The following is an 18,747-nucleotide window of genomic DNA, read 5'->3' as shown; positions in this document are numbered from 1 at the left end:
ATCAGCTGCCGACCACTCCAAAGCCTGCAAAGTGGGCCAGGAGTGTAGAACCGCGAGCACAGTTCAGGTCGAAATAATTAACCCCACGCTCACCTATTCTGCGCCTAGGCCAGTAGATACCTATGCGGTGAGCCTCGTAAACAGGGCGCCTCCTGACCCTTGGCGGCCACCCCGCGCCTGATTACCTCTTAAATTCACCCCATCGTCCTGTTTTGCAGCCGGATGATGGCATGCGCTTGCGCGCTGATTTTTTGAGGAATCATTTCCATGACTCCCCCACGTTACCGATTAGGGATGGCATGTCTGGCCGCTCTGATCAGCCTGTTGTCGACGTTACCGGCTCAGGCTACACCGTTGTCTCTGGAGGAAGCGCTTCAACTTGCCGAACGCAATGCCCCCATCCTCCAGGCCAGGCAAGAGCAAATGACGGCCGCTCGACACGCTGTGATCCCAGCAGGCGAGCTGCCTGATCCACGTCTCAACCTAGGAGTGCAGAACCTTCCTGTTGACGGCAGTGATCGTTGGAGCATGAACCGCGATTTCATGACGATGCAGGTTGTCGGCCTCTCCCAGGAAGTACCAAACCGGGACAAGCGGGAGGCACGAGTTGAGACGGCACGAGCGAGCGTTGAGCGAGCCGATGCAGAGGCGGTGTTCGAGCGCTTAAAAGTGCGTGCTGCCACAGCCCAAGCTTGGGTCGCGGCGTACACCGTTCAACGGAAACTGCAGCAGTTTGAGGACTTCTACAAAGAAAACCGTCTGTTGGCCGCAGCAATCCGCGCACGCCTGGCCGGCGGTACCGGCGCGACGGCCGACGCACTTGCTCCTGACCAGGAAGCTGCGCAACTCGATGAGCAAAAAGATGTTCTGCTCACACAGGCCGCTCAGGCACGGGCTGCACTCAAGCGATGGATTGGAGAGGATGCTGATCCGCAAGCTCAAGCATTTCCGCGCTGGCCAGTGAGCGCGCCGGACTATCTACACGCTATACATGCACATCCAGAATTGGCGACCTACAACGCCCTTACGCGGGAAGCACAAGCTCAAGTGCACCAAGCCTTGGCAGAAAAGAAGTCGGACTGGGGGTGGCAGGTGGATTACCAGCGGCGCGGGCCTGAATTCAGCAATATGGTGAGCCTGCAGGTAAGTTTCCAACTGCCCTTGTTCGCTGGCTCACGGCAGGACCCGATGATCGCGGCACGTCGCGCACAAGTCCGGCAACTGGAGGACGAACAGGAAGCGGCATTGCGTGAGCATAAAGCGCAGCTGGAGACAGATCTTGCGGATTACCAGCGATTGCAGCGAGCAGTGCAGCGCAGCCGTGAAACATTGTTACCGCTAGCGGAGGATCGAGTCCGCCTCGCCCTTGCTGACTATCGAGCCGGTAAATCACCCTTAAGTGAGGTTCTCACCGCTCGACGTCAGCGGGTTGAAACACGACTGCAAGACATCGATCTGCAAGGACAGTTGGCCGCGACAGCTGCACGGCTGCACTTCGCGTATGGAGAGGTGCGCGCATGAGAAATTCAACTATCAGCCTTGTGGTATTGGCCGCGTTGGCTATCGGCGGTGGCGTTGGCTATCAGCTAGCAAAGCGTGGGCAGGTGTCCACTGCCTCCCCTGAAACGCTACAGAAGGTGCTGTATTGGTATGACCCGATGTACCCCCAGCAGCACTTTCCAGCACCGGGCAAGTCGCCCTTCATGGACATGCCACTGGTGCCGAAGTACCAGGAAAGCACCGCTGCTGAGGTGAGCCCCGCAGTTCAAGTTTCACAGGGGCTCCAACAAAACCTGGGGGTCCGTCTGGCTACCGTAGCGAAAGGGCAGCTTGCTCGAACCCTCCAGGTGAGCGGCGTGCTTACCTTCGATGAGCGGGATTTTAGCGTTCTGCAGGCTCGTACCGGTGGCTACGTCGAACGCACCTATGGCCGCGCTACAGGCGACGTGGTTGCCAAGGGCGCCCCATTGGCAGATGTGTTGACGCCTGAATGGGCGGGCTTGCAGGAAGAGTACCTGGCGCTTCAGCGATCTGGGGACAATGAATTGCGCGCTGCAGCTCGGCAACGACTACTGCTGGCGGGTATGCCTGCCGATCTTATCAACCGGATTGACCGTACGGGAAGGGTCCAGAATTCGGTAACGCTCTTGGCCCCAACAGCAGGCGTCCTTCAGGCTCTGGAATTGCGGCCAGGCATGACAATGACACCGGGTGCAACGTTGGCGAAGATCAATGGTATCGCGAACGTCTGGCTTGAGGCCGCAGTACCTGAAGCGCAAGCCCAAGGCCTACAGGAAGGACAGGCAGTGCAGGCGAATCTGGCAGCGTTCCCAGGCGAACCTGTTCCCGGCAAGCTGACCGCATTGCTGGCTGATGCGGATCTGCAAAGCCGCACCTTGCGGCTTCGTATAGAACTGCCCAACCCCGGCGGCCGGTTGCGCCCAGGCATGACCGCGCAGGTTTCCCTCCATCCGTCCGGGCAACAGGATGACAGCCTACTGGTGCCAGCCGAGGCGATCATTCGGACGGGGAAACGCGATCTCGTAATGGTGTCAGAAGACGGAGGTCGATTCCGGCCGGTGGAAGTAGTGCTCGGCCAGGAAAGTGCTGGCCAGGTGGTCGTGCTGCGAGGCCTTCAGGCGGGCCAGCGCGTTGTGGCGTCCGGGCAGTTTCTGCTGGACTCCGAAGCGAGCTTGAAAGGTATCGAGGCCGTTACTGCTGGCGATGCTCCACTTGCGCAACCTGTACAGCCGGCTCTACATCAGGCCAATGGGCGCATCGTTCAAATAGAAGGTAATCAGCTGACCATCGCTCATGGACCGTTCGTGACGCTGGGCATGCCTGGTATGACGATGACTTTCCCTGTGGCAGATCCCCGCTTGATTGCCGGACTCAAGGTTGGCGAACGCATCCGGTTTGGAGTGCGCGAGCGCGATGAAGGCATGGTCATCGAGCAAATAACCCAGCAGGAGAACCAGCCATGATCGCGAACCTGATTCGTTGGTCGGTTGGCAACCGCGTCCTGGTCCTGCTGGCAACACTGTTTGCCGTAGCTTGGGGCGTTTTCTCTCTGCGCAGTTTGCCGATCGACGCGTTGCCTGACCTGTCAGATGTGCAGGTGATTATCCGCACCTCCTACCCAGGGCAGGCACCGCAGATCGTGGAAAATCAGGTGACATATCCCCTGACCACCACAATGCTTTCCGTACCCGGAGCCAAGACAGTGCGGGGCTTTTCAGCATTTGGAGACAGCTTCGTATATGTGTTGTTTGAGGACGGCACAGATCTCTATTGGGCGCGGTCCAGGGTGCTCGAATACCTAAGCCAGGTTCAGTCTCGATTACCGGCGTCCGCTAAGCCAGTGCTCGGACCCGATGCCACTGGTGTAGGCTGGATCTACCAGTATGCGCTGGTGGACCGCAGTGGTACCCATGACCTGGCACAGCTGCGCAGCCTTCAGGACTGGTTCCTGCGCTTCGAGTTGAAAACTCTTCCGGACGTTGCCGAAGTGGCGACGATAGGCGGGATGGTCAAGCAGTACCAGGTAGTGCTCGATCCGCTGCGCATGGCCAGCTTGGGAATCACTCAAGTTGAGGTTTCGGACGCCATCGCCAAGGCCAATCAGGAAACCGGTGGCGGCGTGCTCGAACAAGGCGAAGCTGAGTTCATGGTAAGGGCTTCCGGCTATCTGAAGTCACTCGATGATTTCCGAGCCATTCCCCTGCGCCTGGCTGCGAAGGGTATACCCGTAACACTGGGCGATGTAGCCACTGTACAGCTGGGCCCTGAGGCACGTCGCGGCATCGGCGAGCTTGATGGACAGGGCGAAGCGGTGGGCGGCGTAGTAATTCTGCGCAGTGGCAAGAATGCGAAAGATGCCATCGCTCACGTCAAATCCAAGCTTGAATCGCTGGAAAAAAGCCTGCCTGCCGGGGTCGAGCTGGTCACTACCTACGACCGTAGCCAGTTGATCGATCGTGCTGTGGAAAATCTGAGCCAGAAGCTGATTGAAGAGTTCATCGTGGTCGCACTGGTGTGCGCTGCATTTCTTTGGCATCTGCGCTCATCGTTGGTCGCCATCGTCTCGCTTCCGGTTGGTGTCCTCATTGCCCTGATCGTCATGCGCCACCAGGGCATCAACGCCAACATCATGTCGCTTGGGGGCATAGCCATTGCAATCGGTGCGATGGTGGACGCCGCTGTGGTGATGATTGAGAACGCGCACAAACGGGTTGAGGCTTGGCATACGTGGCACCCTGGAAAGTCGTTGCGTGGCGAAGATCATTGGAAAGTGATGACTGAGGCAGCAGTCGAGGTCGGGCCTGCGCTGTTCTTCAGCCTCATGATCATTACGCTGTCCTTCATACCGGTATTCACCTTGCAGGCTCAGGAGGGAAGGCTGTTTGCGCCCCTCGCATTCACCAAGACTTATGCAATGGCAGCAGCAGCGGGCCTTTCGGTTACCCTGGTACCCGTGCTGATGGGGTACTGGATTCGGGGTCGTTTACCGGCAGAAGAGCGCAACCCACTCAATCGAACCCTGATACGGCTCTATCGCCCAGCATTGGAGATCGTTCTACGCCGGCCAAAGCTCACGTTGGCGGGTGCACTGTTGATTTTGCTCAGCAGTGTCTGGCCCCTGAGCCAGCTCGGCGGCGAATTCTTGCCGCCACTGGATGAAGGCGATTTGCTGTACATGCCGACTGCCCTGCCAGGTCTTTCGGCGCAGAAAGCCTCTGAGCTTTTGCAACGTACGGACCGGCTGATCCGAACGGTACCGGAGGTCGCCAGTGTCTTCGGTAAAGCGGGCCGGGCTGAATCAGCGACCGACCCGGCCCCGCTGGAGATGTTCGAGACGACTGTCCGACTTAAACCGAAGGATCAGTGGCGAGCAGGGATGACCACTGAGAAGCTGATCGAAGAGCTGGACCGTACCGTGCAGGTACCTGGGCTAACCAATATCTGGATCCCACCGATTCGAAACCGTATCGACATGCTCGCAACCGGTATCAAAAGCCCGATCGGCGTAAAGGTTGCCGGCAGCAATTTGAATGAGATCGACCGGGTGACTCTGGCTATCGAGAAGGTGGCCAAAACGGTTCCAGGGGTGACTTCCGCCCTCGCCGAGCGATTAACCGGTGGACGCTACATCGATCTGGATATCGACCGCCAATTCGCAGCGCGTTACGGCCTGAACATTGCTGATGTCCAAGCGATTGTTGCCGGCGCCGTTGGGGGCGAAAACATCGGCGAAACCGTAGAAGGCCTGGCGCGATATCCCATCAGTGTTCGGTACCCACGGGAGTGGCGTGACTCTGTTGATGCCCTGCGGCAGCTACCGATTTACACCAGCCAAGGGGGGCGAATCACACTGGGAACCGTGGCACGGGTGCGTATTGCGGACGGTCCACCCATGCTCAAGAGTGAAAACGCGCGCCCCTCGGGCTGGGTGTATATCGACGTGCGGAGACGGGACCTGTCCTCCGTCGTTGCCGACCTGCGCCGGCTAGTCGATCAGCAGGTGAAGCTCGATCCTGGCATAAGCTTGAGCTATTCCGGGCAGTTCGAATACCTGGAGCGCGCCAATGCGCGCTTAGCATGGGTAGTACCGGCGACGCTGGCCATTATTTTCGTCCTTCTCTACCTCACGTTTGGCCGCCTCGGTGAAGCGCTGCTGATCATGGCTACCTTGCCATTTGCGCTAACCGGCGGCGTATGGCTGCTGTACATGATGGGCTACAACCTGTCGGTGGCCACGGGTGTCGGTTTTATCGCCTTGGCTGGGGTCGCAGCAGAGTTTGGAGTCATCATGCTGATCTACCTCAACAATGCCTGGACTGAACGAAACGGCAACGGTACGCAGGGGCAACCTGCGCTTCTGGATGCTATCCGCGAAGGGGCCGTGCAGCGCATCCGCCCCAAAGCCATGACCGTAGCAGTGATCGTCGCAGGCTTGATGCCAATCCTCTGGAGTAGCGGTACCGGCAGCGAAGTCATGAGCCGGATCGCTGTACCCATGGTCGGCGGCATGCTCACCGCGCCTTTGCTCTCACTATTTGTAATCCCTGCGGCTTACTGGCTCGTCAGGCGCCGCGGACTCGCTGTACACGATAACCCCCAAACAGGAGTAACCCGATGAAGAAGCTACTGATCAGCGCTGGCCTGGTGTTCGCCGTTGCGGCGGCGGTGCAGGCCCAAGACATGTATGGCACGGATATGAAGAATATGCCCATGGAAGGCAACGAGACCCAAGGCAGCCAGGCGGCTCCGACTGCATCGGCTGAGGGAACCATCAAAGCTTTGGAACCAGGTAAAGTTACCTTGGCGCATGGACCAGTATCAGCCCTGAAATGGCCGGCAATGACCATGGGCTTCAGCGCTACCGAGCAGCAACTCAAGGGACTCAAGGTAGGCGACAAGGTCAGCTTCGATTTCCGAATGAATGGGGGCACAGCGACGATCGTAGGCATTCGCAAGCAGTGACGGATTGACTTCTAACCCTGCCTATTAGAGCTGATAGGCAGGGTCATTTAGCCAAACTTTGGAAAAAGTGCTGCCGCAATTCCTGACCGCGCCGCCTTCAGCTCTGTGCCTCGGGACGCTAGTTGGTCTTTGCGCTCTGTAGCCGGGATGCATTCAGATCAGAGTAGTAGCTGACGTTTGAGCAGAGATCTTCGTGCATCACGATCTATATGGGTCGAAAGCGGACAGGGCATCGCAAAGTCATCCAACTGCCTGAGTTATCCGAACGCCAACAAGGATTCCACCGAGCTTGTCGACAAGAAAACCCGCGACAACTCAGAGTGTTATCCGAGCAAACAGACTTTGGATACCCTATTCCCGCTAGAAACACTGCCGCTGAAACCCTCCTGGCATGTAGCTCCTTCGTCCTACGCTTCAGCCTCTATGACCCCCACCCAACCTTTCGCGCAGGTGCGGAACGAACCTAGGCGTAACGCGGGTATAAGCTTCGTAGGCAGCGCCAAACTGCTTGTGCATTTCCCGCTCTTCGGAAACCGCCAAACGCCCGTACATCACCAGCAACACCGGGAACATTGCCAGCGTCAGCAGCGTCGGCCACTGAAGGAGAAAGCCCAGAAGAATCAGCACAAATGCCACGTACTGCGGATGTCTGATCCAGCCATAGGGCCCGACCGTTGCAAGTGAACGGCGGCGTTGCGCGTGATATAGCACGTTCCAGGCGGCAGAAAGCAAATAGAAGCCGAAACCCAGGAATAGGTAACTGGCAATGTGCAAAACACTGAAGTGTGGGTTGCCCTGGTCACCGAGCAACGTCGACCACAGATGGCCGGATTCGTGGGAAAGCAGATCGAGGTTGGGGAACCTGGCCTGCAACCAGCCTGACAACAGATAGATCGTCAGGGGGAAGCCATACATTTCCACAAACAGGGCAACGATGAAGGCCGAGAATGCACCGAAGCTCCTCCAGTCTCTCGCCGTTGCCGGCTTGAAGAAACTGAAGGCAAACATGATGAAGATCGCGGAGTTGATGAAAACCAGCGACCAGAGGCCATACGCGCTTTCACCATGATTCATGATGGATCTCCCGGCTTATGGATATCAGCCTTATCGGAGGGGGCCGGTTTGCTCTGGCCCTGGTGATGGTGTCCCCCATGTCCTCGATGCATGAAGACATGCATCAGCGGACAGGCGAGCAACAACAGATAAGGCAGGGCTCCAACGACATGGGCAAGGTGCTCGGTGAGCAGGAAGTAGACGGCGATCCCACCGATTACCACCAGGCCGATTGCATAGCGTGAACGCCAGAAACTGTGTGGTGAGCCGTTTTCATCGAAGTGAGGGTTCATAGCGACTCCTGGGAAAGGAGATGGGTTACTTCGATGCAGCAGATGGCATGCGGTCCATCATCATCTGCATCATCGACTCCATCATGTCCATGCGCTTTTCCATCATCTGGTGGCGGGCGGCCATATCCCCGCCCATGCCGCCATGCATGCCCCCCATTTCAGGCATGCCACCCTCCATGGACTTCATCATGGCCATGCCATTTTTCATCAGCGCCATATGCTCGGCCATCAACGCCTGACGGGCTTCCGGCGTTTTGGCTGCAGCCATCTTTTCGTGCATGGCTTGCATGGCCTTCATTTGCTGGTCCATCGCCGCCATTTGCCCTTTGTCCATTGGCTGAGAAGGCGTCTTCTCGGTAGCCGCCGCGCTTGGCGCATCGGCCGGGTGATGTGTCGAGTGTTCATCGGTGTTTTGCGCCATGGCGCCCACGGACGCTGCGGCCAAACAAAGTCCGATCAGTAAATTTCGAACGTTGTTCATCATCATCTCCTTAGCACTGTTTTAAAGCCGGATGCCTTGGTCTGGGCGCTAGGCCTCACCTGGCACGACAAGCAAATTACTGCGCCGGCGTGAATGCTCATTTTTCGCGTCGTGCTCGGGTTGTACACCGACGGGCTATTATTGGGCACTCGGCGGCTCGAAGCTGATCCCGTTTGGCCCGGCGCCAACCTTATGGGTAGCAACGACCTTTCGGCTGCTCGTATCGATGACAGATACGGTGCCCGCTTCAATATTGCTGACAAACACATAAGCGCCGTCGCTGCTGATGGCCACACCATGGGCACCCTTGCCGGTGGTCACGGTGCCCAGGCTGCTACGCGTCTGGAGATCTACGATGGAGACTCGGTCGTCCGGATTCTGGCCACTGCCCTGATTCGCGACATAGACCTGGCGACCGTCAACGGTGGCCATCATCTGGATTGGCGTGCGGCCGACATCAACCTTGCTGATCACCTTGCGTCTGGCCGTGTCGATGATGCCAAGCTGATTTGTCGCACTGAGCGAGACGAATGCCAGGCGACCGTCAGGGGCAAAGCCGACCTGGACAGGGCCTTTGCCCACGGGAATCTGCGCGGTTTCTTTGAGTGTGACGACATCGATAAGCGATACGCTGTCGCTCTTCATGTTCGCGATATAGAGTGTCCGGCCATCAGGGCTCAAGCGCAGCCCATGGGGATAACGCCCAGTTGGAATACCGGGCAACTCGATTCGCTGCTCAAGGTCAAATACTCGCACCTGGTTGGCAGCGGAATCGGTCACAAAAGCTCGCAGCCCGGTGACGTCGGTGACCACATGAGCCGGGTGATCGCCTGCCGGGAAGCTGAACGGTGGCCTGTCCAGCGCGCTGGTACTGAACACCAGCAACTGCCCACCGGGCTTTTCACCGCTCGAATGCCCCGCATGTCCAGCCACTCCAACAACCAGAAGCAAGCTGCCGTCGGGCGAAACCTGTAGGTTGTGGGGTGCGATCGGCAAGGCGACCGTGCTCACATCACCTGTCGCAAGATTTACCTGGCTAATGGAAGCGGACCGTTCATTGGCCGTGTAGACGTTACCCGTAGGGTTTGCCATGACCAGCCCCAGAGGGATGAGCAGGGATATCCCCAAGGCCATAGAACTAAACCGCTTGGCAGTCATCATTGTGAATGAGCTCCAACGAGGGGCCGGGGTATGTGAGCCAGGCTGGCCTATACATTTACTCAAGATAAACACCAATCGCGAAGCATTTTCTTGATCAGCGTCAACGTCCACAGCTTGACTCGGCACTGGGTGATCGAAGGCCGTCCATTTCTTGGGGAGTATTGCTGGCTATCCCGACCCGGAGTCAGTCGACATCAGGCTGTATATGAAGAAACCGCGCCATGAAACATGGCACGGCGGCTTGCCATCTGAGCGGTAACGAGACTTAGCGACTGACTTTGGTTGGGTAACCAAGCGCCTGGACCAGTGCACCGACGCGTTCCGCCTCGATGTTGCTTTGGACACTCACTGTACCGGCAGCACGATCAACGATCACCTTCGCGTCGCCATCGGCAGCCTGGATGGCCTTGGTGATCTTGTTGACACAACTGCCACATCCCATACCGGAAACTTCCAAAACGAACATAGCGGGCCTCTCATGCTGGTACGGCTTTTCTCGCCGCATTTACAGCTTCAACCTTGACACGATGACAAGGTCAAGGCCCGGTCAAAGGATTTATCTTCGCCCTGAAATCTTGTCCAACTCCTCTGGCGGCGGCCCCTGCTGCATCACAATTGTCCCTTACGATCTTGGCAGAAGATGGCGGACGTCGCAGTTGCCCGATGTCCTCCATCAGGACCAGATTGGCGCCGAACTCGCGGACATACCCGCTAAGGCCAAAGCCCTAGACAGTCAGTCATATGGATCAGGCGTTGAAACGCTGATGGCGGAACTTCCTCTCATAGGTTGCGGTGTGCCCATTTCAGTCTGTGACTACGCGCTTCAGCCGCAGTGCGTTGAATACCACGGAAGCCGAACTTACGCTCATGGCCAATGCCGCAATCATCGGTGACAATAGATGGCCGGTAAGCGGGTAGAACAAACCTGCCGCCAGCGGTATGCCCATAGCGTTGTAGAAGAATGCGAAGCCCAAGTTTTGACGCATGTTCTTCACCGTGGCCACGGATAGTGTTCTGGCCCGCAGGATGCCCATCAGGTCGCCCTTGACCAGCGTCAACTGGGAGCTGTTCATGGCAACATCGGTGCCAGTTCCCATGGCGATCCCGACATCAGCCCGGGCCAGCGCAGGGGCATCGTTGATCCCATCTCCTGCCATGGCAACCCGGCGCTTATCGCCCTGCAGGAGCGCCACCAGTTGCTCCTTGTCCTCGGGTTTCACTTCTCCGTGGACTTCCTCGATGCCGAGTTGTTTCGCGACCGCACGTGCCGTAGTCAGGCCGTCGCCGGTGGCCATGATGACCTTCACATCTTCTGCCTGTAGCCGGGTTACCGCCTCCTTGGAGGTGGGTTTGACCGGATCGGACACCGCTAGCAGGCCAGCGAGCACGCCATCGACGGCCAAGTACATGATACTCATGCCTTCCAGACGCAGCTGCTCGGCGCGGTCTCGCAACGGACTGGTGTCGAGGCCAGCCTCTTCCATCAAGGTCGTGTTGCCAAGCTGCAGCCGTTTGCCGTTCACCTGGCCACGTACACCGATCCCAGAGCCCGACTCAAACGCCTCTGGCTTGGACAAGCTGTGTCCATGCGCTCGCGCATGATCGACAATCGCATGTGCCAGCGGATGCTCGCTGCCTTGGTCCAGGCTGGCGGCAAGGCGCAAGACTTCGGGTGGCATGAACTGCCCGGTACCGACCACGCTATGAAACACTGGCCGGCCCTCGGTGAGGGTCCCGGTCTTGTCGACGATCAGCGTGTCGATCTTGCAGAGGTTCTCGATAGCACTGGCGTCTCGGAAGAGCACGCCACTGCTGGCAGCCTTCCCGGTAGCGACCATGATCGACATGGGAGTGGCTAGGCCGAGCGCGCAGGGGCAGGCAATGATCAGGACCGCGACCGCATTGATCAGGCCGAAGACCCAGCCAGGCTCCGGTCCGAAAAGCCCCCAGCCGAAGAGCGTGACCAGCGCGACCAGAATCACCCCCATGACGAAATAGCCGGCCACGGTGTCCGCCATCCGCTGCATCGGGGCTTTCGAGCGCTGAGCCCGCGCGACCATCTGCACGATTTGCGAGAGCACTGTCTCGGCGCCGACCTTCTGCGCCGCCATCACAAGGCTGCCGTGGGTATTCAGCGTGGCACCGATGAGTGCATCCCCAGCTTTCTTCATCACTGGCACGGGCTCGCCTGTCAGCATGGATTCATCGATAGCACTTTCGCCTTCCAGGACCACCCCGTCGACCGGCACCTTCTCGCCAGGGCGAACGCGCAGGTGGTCGCCCGTATGCACGTGGGTGAGCGGAATATCTTCCTCCTGACCATCGGCCCCGATGCGACGGGCCGTCTTGGGGGCAAGACCCAGGAGCGACTTGATGGCGGCGGAGGTTTGTGAGCGCGCCTTGAGCTCGAGCATTTGGCCGAGCAACGTTAATGAGATGATGACTGCAGCCGCTTCGAAGTAGACACCGATGCGGCCATCCTGCATGAAAGTCGTCGGGAAAACCTGCGGGAACACTGTGGCCGCAACGCTGTATAGGTACGCCGCAGCCGTTCCCAAACCTATCAGGGTCCACATATTCGGGCTGCGATTACGAATCGATGCGACCCCACGCACGAAAAACGGCCAGCCAGCCCATAGTGTCACGGGAGTGGCCAGAATCAACTCCACCCAATTCTGTGTGGCACCATGCAGCAATTGGAGTTGGTGGGCAGTCATGGCCAACACGGTCACGATGACCGTCAGGGGCAAGGTCCACCAGAAGCGGCGGGAGAAGTCCTTGAGTTCCGGGTTCTCGTCTTCCTCAAGCTCCGGTATTACCGGCTCTAGGGCCATGCCACAGATTGGGCAACTGCCCGGCCCACGCTGGCGGATTTGGGGATGCATCGGGCAAGTGTATTCGGCGTCCGCCGCGTTGCTTGGCTGCGGGGCAGCCGAGTGGAGATGGCCCGCGTGTTCTTGGTCCTGGGGAGGGCTAAGATAATGCACAGGCGCTGCGCGGAATTTCGTCAGGCACTTTTCACTGCAGAAGCGGTATGTCCTTCCCTCGTATAGCTCGAAGTAGCGACTATCCGGTGGCACCGTCATACCGCATACCAAATCGCGCTGACTACCATCCGGTTGCTCATGCGGGTGCGAGTGGTCATGGTCATGGTCATGGTCATGGTCATGCTGGCACGATTCGGTGTGCATGAAGTAGTTCCCTTTGTTGTCCGGTTTGGACGAGTTTTCACCCTTCTGGTGAGAATACCCGCCATGGTTGTGCCCGAAGAGTTGCGTCAGCGGACAGAGCAACAAAATTAAATAACTGTAGTGCCTGTGACAGGTGGCCATAGTGCACGAGCCACATAAAACAGGCCAAATATGGCCAGCATGATCAGTGCAATACCGCCTTTAGTCCGCCAAAAAGGTATTGCCAGATCTGTACCACGGCGATGGGCTCCGTCATGATCAACTCCCAAGCTGGGTGGGAAATATCGGCCGCTGCCGTATTGTCCAGCCTAGACAACATCTCCTTGAACAGCTGTGACGCCAATCAATGCTCCTGTAAGCGTGTCGATTATTGTTGTGGTGTAGCGTCATGGCATAGATCATTTCTGGAGGTTGCTGATCCTGCTGCTGCACCAGTGGTTGCCCTTCGACAATGCGCTGGCTGCCTTGTACCCCGGCGAGGGAGTGCCCAAGCCGCTGGAGGAGTACGACGCCGGCTCCCGGTGGGGAACGCCGTCCATGCTTTCCTGCCTGGACGGCCTATACTTGCTCGACCCCTTCTACCAGGCCTGTCAGGAAGGCCTGCCCAGTGGGCTGTAACGCCTGGAGGAGATCGCTTCTGACCAGTTCCGTCAAAGCGAGTACTTCCTCAGTTACTTCCACGCCAACGCATTGGAAGACGAGGTGCAGTTCGTTCTCCAGTTGCCGGCCAAGGTAGCCTTATGCGATCTAACAGCTCAAGCCCCAGACCTGATACATGCGGTGCGGTACAGCGCTGATCGGGTCACTCTTCGCTGTTCCCCTTCCAGCTTTGCCTTTGCCCACAGCAGACGTCGGAGATGAAACTGCTCGGCGGACTCACAAACCTGCTCCAGTGCTCTCGCACAAGGCTTTGATCTGGCCATCTTTGCTTGAATGGCTGACCCGTGGCAGGGCGTTGGCCGTGTTTTCTTCGTGCGTGTTGAGCCCAAGGCGAGCGCGATCCACCATCCACAGGCCGCTACTGCCGCGCGCCAATTCTATGCCGGCACTACTCGTCAAAAAATAGGTGAGTGCTTACCCGGCAGGCAATGGGCTACTATCGAGCCCTATATCTATCCGAAAGGGTTAGCTCCGTTGCCAGGGAATTGCATGCAGGCCATCGATATTGAAAACGCGATCGTTCTTCCTTGGGGGCTTGGCTCAAGATCGCCCCATGACCTGTTTTCTGTGTGCGCAGAAATCATTAACTGCCCTGGTGACATCGTTTTAGACGCTAGCAACCTCTCGTATATCGATCCGTTAGGGATGGCCACGCTGCGAGCGTTGTTTGAAAACCAGTTGGTCCAGAAGCGAGTTTCGATGCAGTTTTTGAGCAGAGACCTGACCTCCTACCTGGCCAGGATGGATTTTTTCAAGGACATTGATGTAGAGGGTGTAGATCTATCGGGGGTAGGACGTCGAAACGACCGAAGCACCTCGTTGGTGGAAATCACCAAAATCAGCGAACACCATCAAGCAGAGGCTGCAGCCTCTCGCCTCGCTAGAGCTATTACGGGAAGGTTGACTCAATCGGACCCGGATGCCCCAGTCGACGAGCACACGGGACGGAATGAGTTTGACTCCTACCGGGGCCCTCTGGAGTATTCGCTCAAGGAGCTATTGGAAAACTCGCTTACTCACGCCCGCAGAGAGGGACGTGGTGACGCCGCCGTTTGGCTGACCTGTCAGTTTTATCCAAAATTGAACCTTGTACGCATGGCCATCGTCGATAATGGGTGTGGGTTTCTCGCGACACTGAGGAATCACCCTGAGCTTCATGACCGCACGCATTTGCACGCGATCGAGGCGGCACTCAAACCGCGAGTGAGCTGCAACCGGGGTGCGATGGCCCAGATCCTGGGTAGCGAGAACCAAGGTATCGGGTTAACAACTACCGCAAAAATTGCAGACGCGGCGGGCGGTGGTTTGATCATCGTGAGCGGCAATGGCATACATGACACAAAGCGTCGGCAGTCTCAGGAGCTGCATGATGCGCTGTGGAATGGTGTATCGATCGCGTTTAGCTGTACCCGTGAGCTGCTGCCCACCATTTCGATCAGTGACTTGCTGCCGAAGGACGATGCAGGACAGGTTGACGACGATCTCGACCTAGATCTGAATTTCCGCTAGCTCTGGCTTTTTGATAGCTCGAGGGCTAGAGTCGATCATGCAAGGAGCGGTAAATGGGAGATTCAGCGTCAACTGAAACTCTCGGGCTGCAAAAAAGGATTATGCAATACAAGGGGTTACGACATGCAAACTCAAATTCGATTAAGTAGGGATAGTTCTATCCGAACGTACGGAATGCGAGCTTCAGCGATCCCCTACCGTACCGAAATCGAACGCTCGCTCAGCAGTGGTGAGAGCGTTGTCATAGATTTCGCTGGGAACGATGTCACTCAGTCCTTCGTCGACGAGTTGATCGGGGCGCTGATTCTGAAGGAGGGTCGCCAGGTGGTATCGCGCCTTGCCTTTGAAAACTGCACCAACGATGTCAAAGGAATCATTAAATTTGTGGTCCATGATCGAGTTCGACAGCTGCAAAAAATGCCCGCGTGACGGATCCGCATTGAATTTAAGGCCCTCAATATTGAGGGCCTTTTCATTGGTGCCAGGCAAAAGATAGCCGTCTTGAGTGGCCCCCATAGCTCGCCCTGAAAAGCGAATGTCAGGGGACACACCGCAGAAAAGCGTTCTGTAGCGGAGGAATACGTGGAAAACGGAGCTTAGGTTTCCTCATTGAGATGTGTAGAAATCCATCGCGACTCACCTATGCAAAGGCTGCGAAAAGCCTGAATCTACTGGGGTATCGTGGCGTGAGATATGTGCAAAAAAATGTGCACAGCATCTGCGGATTGGAGAGCTGGCTTGGCTCCTTAAGTAAAACCATCAAGCTGCAACGGACCTGCAACTCCTGCGGCTTGAAGCAAAGCGGGTAATACCACCCCTGCAGGCCCAACGAGCATTATCTCTTCCGCCCCGTCCATCCCCACGTCGTCAAGGTTCACATGGATCACGGTTGCCCCGGCCGCCAGAGCCATATCTGGAATACCGGCTGCCGGCATGACTACGCCAGATGTACCCACCGAAATCAGCAAGTCACAGGCTTCCACAAGCCTTACTGCTGAACGCCACGCATCCTCTGGAAGATTCTCTCTGAACCAGACCACCCCAGGGCGCAACCTCCCGTTGCATCGAGTGCACCGCGGAGGCTCGATCATCTGTCCCGCCGGGGGAACCGCCAGTTGATCTGGTGATAACTCTGCTGGCCGGTGGCATCCGAAGCATTTCACGTCCATCAAGCGGCCATGAAGGTGTATCACCGAACTGGAGCCGGCTCGTTCATGCAGATCATCAATATTCTGGGTAACGACAGATACGTTCCAGCCAGCATCAGCTATCCGTGGAATAGATAGATGAGCCAAGTTAGGTTTGGCCTGGCCAACCTGCTGCCGGCGCCAAAGATACCAGCTCCAGACGAGAGCTGGATTTTTGCGAAAGGCGTCCGCTGTTTCGAGACGCTGAGGGTCATGCTTCGCCCAGAGGCCTGTCAGCTTGTCGCGGAAGGTCGGAATTCCGCTGTCAGCAGAGATGCCAGCACCCGTGAAAAAAACGACCCTCTTGGACCTGCGCAAAGCCTCAGCAGCTCTTTGCAAATTGCTCATTGGACACACCTCAGCCCCGCAGCGGGGACTCCCTTGCAGTAAACACGGTAACGGCCGCACATCCCAGCTAAAGCACTCGCGTTTGATCGGAAAACCAAGCGTAGAGCGCAGGGTGCCGCATACTGCTGCTACCGCTCTAGTAAACCTCCAATGGATTTCAGCTACCCGACCTACAGCTATCTCTAGCCCCATCGCGGGAGGTGCATATGACCACTCCCTTTGCTCACATCCAGACCCGACATGAGCCTTCAACCGCCCTGAATAAAAGCAAGGTCGCTTTGGTTGCTACCCTGTCGATTGAAGCCAATTCAGACCGGACGATCGATGCTTACCTTGGTGGCCTGCAGATGTACAACGATCTATTCGAGTGGCGGCTGGATGAATACCCCCAGGAAGCGCTAGATCTCATCATCGACTGCTTTCTCCCCGCAGAGTCGGTGCCTCAATCCATCCTGAAGAGTGGCGTTTCAGCCGGGCTCATCCGCTCCAGGGTCTTCCAAAGCGGAGACTGGATATCAGGCAAGCAATGGCTTCAGCTCGCATCTACCTCCACCCCAGGGGGTGGAGTTGACCCCGACCAGCTACTGGCTGATGGTCAGATCTTCTCGCTTCGACCTGGGAAGGTCGACTTCTTCCCCGCTTATGCTTTGGACGGTAGCAACGGCTATCAACCGATCAGCAGCCTTTGCGACGTATTGTCCGTTCTCTCGACTCGCATGGACGAGTGGTCTATGGCGGCTTGGTTCCAATCAGAAAATTCGTCTCTGGGCGGTATCGCCCCCAAAGCCTTGCTGTCATCCGCCCCAGAATGGGTGCTAGCTGCGGCAAAGAAAAAGCCAAGAGGAAGACGTGTGATTAGATGAACGGCTTCAGATTGCATACCGTGACGCGCCCGATGGATAGTGTCTCAGGGGATCAAAGATGAGCAGTCAACCAGCTCCCCGCAACGATCGTAACTGGCGACCCGTCTTCCATGATTGCTATTCGACGGTGATCAAGGCGGTTGATGCTCGATATGACGTTCGCGGTTATTTGTTATCAGAGTTGGTGAAGCTGTGCCTGAAAAATCGGGCCACAGTTCCGCTAGCCCGGCGAGCCTACTACGAGGGATGCGTTCAGAAGGAAGCCATAGCTTTTCTGGAGCGTTATACCTCCCACTTGCTATTCGGCCCAGGCGGCCGACTCTCGCCGCAGGAATACCGATACGGCGCATATTGATGCTCTCCAAGGCCCAACTCTGGCGTAATCATTTGTCCCAACGTTGGCAGAGGCTTCATGATGAAAATCACTGGTCGTGTAGAAACAGAAGCGGTGGTCGACGTGAGCTGCGACGTATGCGGCTCCTCCACACGTTTGGAAAACGGCAGCCTGCAGTATGGGGTGCTCCAGGCGCACTGGGGCTTTGGTGCACTGCATGACGGAGAGCGCTATGAGGTACACCTATGTGAACCTTGCTTCTTCCAAACCATCGCTTACCTCAAGCAAGAGCGGCGCACAGCCAACATGTTTGAAGGTGATCCGCAGCAGCCCGAGGATGACTTCGGCCTCGCTTCCAGGGATGACTTCTTCCGTGATGGTCATTGATTTGAAAGCCAAACCAGCCATGCTACTTCGGCTTTTTAGGTGAGGACGGGGACTGTGAGTCCACGTATCGATGGAAGGCTAGTGCTAGGTCTTCGTCGGTCGCCTTTGGAAGCGGTTTACGACGAGGCGCTTTGACCGGAGCGTTCTCATCCGGTTGGGTGATCTGCCTCAGTAGGGTGCGCTCAGTCTCGGTAGCCGACGAATCGAAGACCCTTGTCTGTACACGCTGATCACGGTCTGTCCTGTTAAAACTCACCACGTTCGACTTGTATTCAACAGGTAAGTCAAATGGACAGCGCAGGTCCAAATGCCCGCCTTGATTGCCTTTGCTAATGGCCAACAACTGCAGTTCTTCGACCTCTTTCGAGCTGGTGGTATACGCGCTCGATCGGTAAGCCTTGTGGAGGTCGTCGATTTCAATCCGGTTTCTGCCAGCGACTCGGCATTCGATGTAGGCAAGCTTTAGCAGTTGCACGACAAGCCGTTTGAGACCAAAAGTGGAACGGTAAAGCTCAGCCGCAAATTCATCCTTACCTGAACGGATACGGCCGCCACTGACCCTCATACACTCGCCTACGTATTCTGCCCAATCCTGGCTCCTTGGATCCTCGGGCAGCATTATCCTGGGTTGGGAAAGCAGCCTCTGCTTGTCCTCACTGTTGCGACGAAACAGCGTAAGCGTCCGGCGAACTCACCTTGCGTAAGTCAGGCCGGCACCCACTGATGCGGCAGCAACTGTCCGATCTCACTGGCCCGTTGGGTCGGCAGCCGCGTCAGCACATCTTTGAGATAGGCAT

General features: G+C 57.2%; 17 protein-coding genes and 1 pseudogene. 9 read left to right on the top strand and 9 right to left on the bottom strand.

Features of this window, described 5'->3' with window-relative positions:
• Positions 1–267: 267 nt before the first annotated feature.
• The 4 genes from JNA92_RS25120 to JNA92_RS25105 are packed head-to-tail and all read left to right on the top strand — an operon-like array spanning position 268 to position 6,483.
• Complete coding sequence (locus tag JNA92_RS25120) at positions 268–1,521, top strand: TolC family protein (protein ID WP_011953089.1); 1,254 nt, start codon at positions 268–270, stop codon at positions 1,519–1,521.
• Positions 1,518–2,984, top strand: coding sequence for an efflux RND transporter periplasmic adaptor subunit (locus JNA92_RS25115; protein WP_011953090.1), 1,467 nt, complete (start codon positions 1,518–1,520; stop codon positions 2,982–2,984). The genes JNA92_RS25120 and JNA92_RS25115 overlap by 4 nt, the downstream gene beginning before the upstream one ends.
• Positions 2,981–6,139, top strand: coding sequence for an efflux RND transporter permease subunit (locus JNA92_RS25110; protein ID WP_011953091.1), 3,159 nt, complete (start codon positions 2,981–2,983; stop codon positions 6,137–6,139). The genes JNA92_RS25115 and JNA92_RS25110 overlap by 4 nt, the downstream gene beginning before the upstream one ends.
• Complete coding sequence (locus tag JNA92_RS25105) at positions 6,136–6,483, top strand: copper-binding protein (RefSeq protein WP_011953092.1); 348 nt, start codon at positions 6,136–6,138, stop codon at positions 6,481–6,483. Before JNA92_RS25110 ends, JNA92_RS25105 begins: the two co-directional genes overlap by 4 nt.
• A 414-nt stretch (positions 6,484–6,897) precedes the next feature.
• On the opposite strand, the gene JNA92_RS25095 is transcribed toward JNA92_RS25105, so the two are convergent.
• The 6 genes from JNA92_RS25095 to JNA92_RS25070 all read right to left on the bottom strand — a co-directional run bounded on the left by JNA92_RS25095 (position 6,898) and on the right by JNA92_RS25070 (position 12,803).
• Complete coding sequence (locus JNA92_RS25095; protein WP_011953093.1) at positions 6,898–7,557, bottom strand: methyltransferase family protein; 660 nt, start codon at positions 7,555–7,557, stop codon at positions 6,898–6,900.
• Complete coding sequence (locus tag JNA92_RS25090) at positions 7,554–7,829, bottom strand: DUF2933 domain-containing protein (protein ID WP_011953094.1); 276 nt, start codon at positions 7,827–7,829, stop codon at positions 7,554–7,556. The genes JNA92_RS25095 and JNA92_RS25090 overlap by 4 nt, the downstream gene beginning before the upstream one ends.
• A gap of 25 nt (positions 7,830–7,854) precedes the next feature.
• Entirely contained in the window at positions 7,855–8,310 is a 456-nt protein-coding gene (locus JNA92_RS25085; protein WP_011953095.1) for a hypothetical protein, read from the bottom strand.
• 138 nt (positions 8,311–8,448) lie between these two features.
• Positions 8,449–9,471: a cytochrome D1 domain-containing protein gene (locus tag JNA92_RS25080; protein WP_011953096.1), complete on the bottom strand. Its 1,023-nt coding sequence runs from the start codon at positions 9,469–9,471 to the stop codon at positions 8,449–8,451.
• Positions 9,472–9,736: 265 nt separating this feature from the next.
• The gene (locus JNA92_RS25075) at positions 9,737–9,937 is read right to left on the bottom strand and encodes a heavy-metal-associated domain-containing protein (RefSeq protein ID WP_004575963.1); all 201 of its coding nucleotides are present in this window, start codon (positions 9,935–9,937) and stop codon (positions 9,737–9,739) included.
• 337 nt (positions 9,938–10,274) lie between these two features.
• Entirely contained in the window at positions 10,275–12,803 is a 2,529-nt protein-coding gene (locus JNA92_RS25070; RefSeq protein ID WP_135192439.1) for a heavy metal translocating P-type ATPase, read from the bottom strand.
• Positions 12,804–13,052: 249 nt separating this feature from the next.
• Here JNA92_RS25070 and JNA92_RS25060 point away from each other — a divergent pair.
• The 3 genes and pseudogenes from JNA92_RS25060 to JNA92_RS26245 all read left to right on the top strand — a co-directional run.
• Positions 13,053–13,388: pseudogene (locus tag JNA92_RS25060) on the top strand (helix-turn-helix transcriptional regulator); the annotation flags it as partial.
• A 423-nt stretch (positions 13,389–13,811) separates the two neighbouring features.
• Positions 13,812–14,831 (top strand): ATP-binding protein, encoded by a 1,020-nt coding sequence (locus tag JNA92_RS25055; protein ID WP_015268415.1) that lies wholly within the window; start codon positions 13,812–13,814, stop codon positions 14,829–14,831.
• 123 nt (positions 14,832–14,954) lie between these two features.
• Complete coding sequence (locus JNA92_RS26245; protein ID WP_080516231.1) at positions 14,955–15,260, top strand: STAS-like domain-containing protein; 306 nt, start codon at positions 14,955–14,957, stop codon at positions 15,258–15,260.
• Between the two features lie 317 nt (positions 15,261–15,577).
• Here the strand turns inward: JNA92_RS26245 and JNA92_RS25045 are convergent, their stop codons facing one another.
• Complete coding sequence (locus JNA92_RS25045) at positions 15,578–16,366, bottom strand: SIR2 family NAD-dependent protein deacylase (protein WP_012312013.1); 789 nt, start codon at positions 16,364–16,366, stop codon at positions 15,578–15,580.
• A gap of 206 nt (positions 16,367–16,572) precedes the next feature.
• On the opposite strand from JNA92_RS25045, the gene JNA92_RS25040 reads away from it, so the two are divergent.
• Positions 16,573–17,229 carry a hypothetical protein gene (locus tag JNA92_RS25040; protein WP_012312014.1) on the top strand — a complete coding sequence of 219 codons (657 nt, stop codon included), beginning with the start codon at positions 16,573–16,575 and terminating at the stop codon, positions 17,227–17,229.
• Between the two features lie 412 nt (positions 17,230–17,641).
• Positions 17,642–17,950 carry a hypothetical protein gene (locus JNA92_RS25030; RefSeq protein WP_012312015.1) on the top strand — a complete coding sequence of 103 codons (309 nt, stop codon included), beginning with the start codon at positions 17,642–17,644 and terminating at the stop codon, positions 17,948–17,950.
• Between the two features lie 22 nt (positions 17,951–17,972).
• Here JNA92_RS25030 and JNA92_RS25025 read toward each other — a convergent pair whose 3' ends face one another.
• Together JNA92_RS25025 and JNA92_RS25020 are read right to left on the bottom strand one after the other, a co-directional pair.
• Entirely contained in the window at positions 17,973–18,515 is a 543-nt protein-coding gene (locus JNA92_RS25025) for a hypothetical protein (RefSeq protein ID WP_012312016.1), read from the bottom strand.
• A 140-nt stretch (positions 18,516–18,655) separates the two neighbouring features.
• Positions 18,656–18,747 (bottom strand): transposase domain-containing protein (locus tag JNA92_RS25020; protein WP_241806143.1); only part of this gene is annotated, 92 nt, incomplete at its 5' end.

The organism is Pseudomonas putida (assembly GCF_022627325.1).
Taxonomy (GTDB): Bacteria; Pseudomonadota; Gammaproteobacteria; order Pseudomonadales; family Pseudomonadaceae; genus Aquipseudomonas; species Aquipseudomonas putida_X.
The sequence above is the reverse complement of the archived record's forward strand: the minus strand, read 5'-3'. Positions and strand labels throughout refer to the sequence as shown.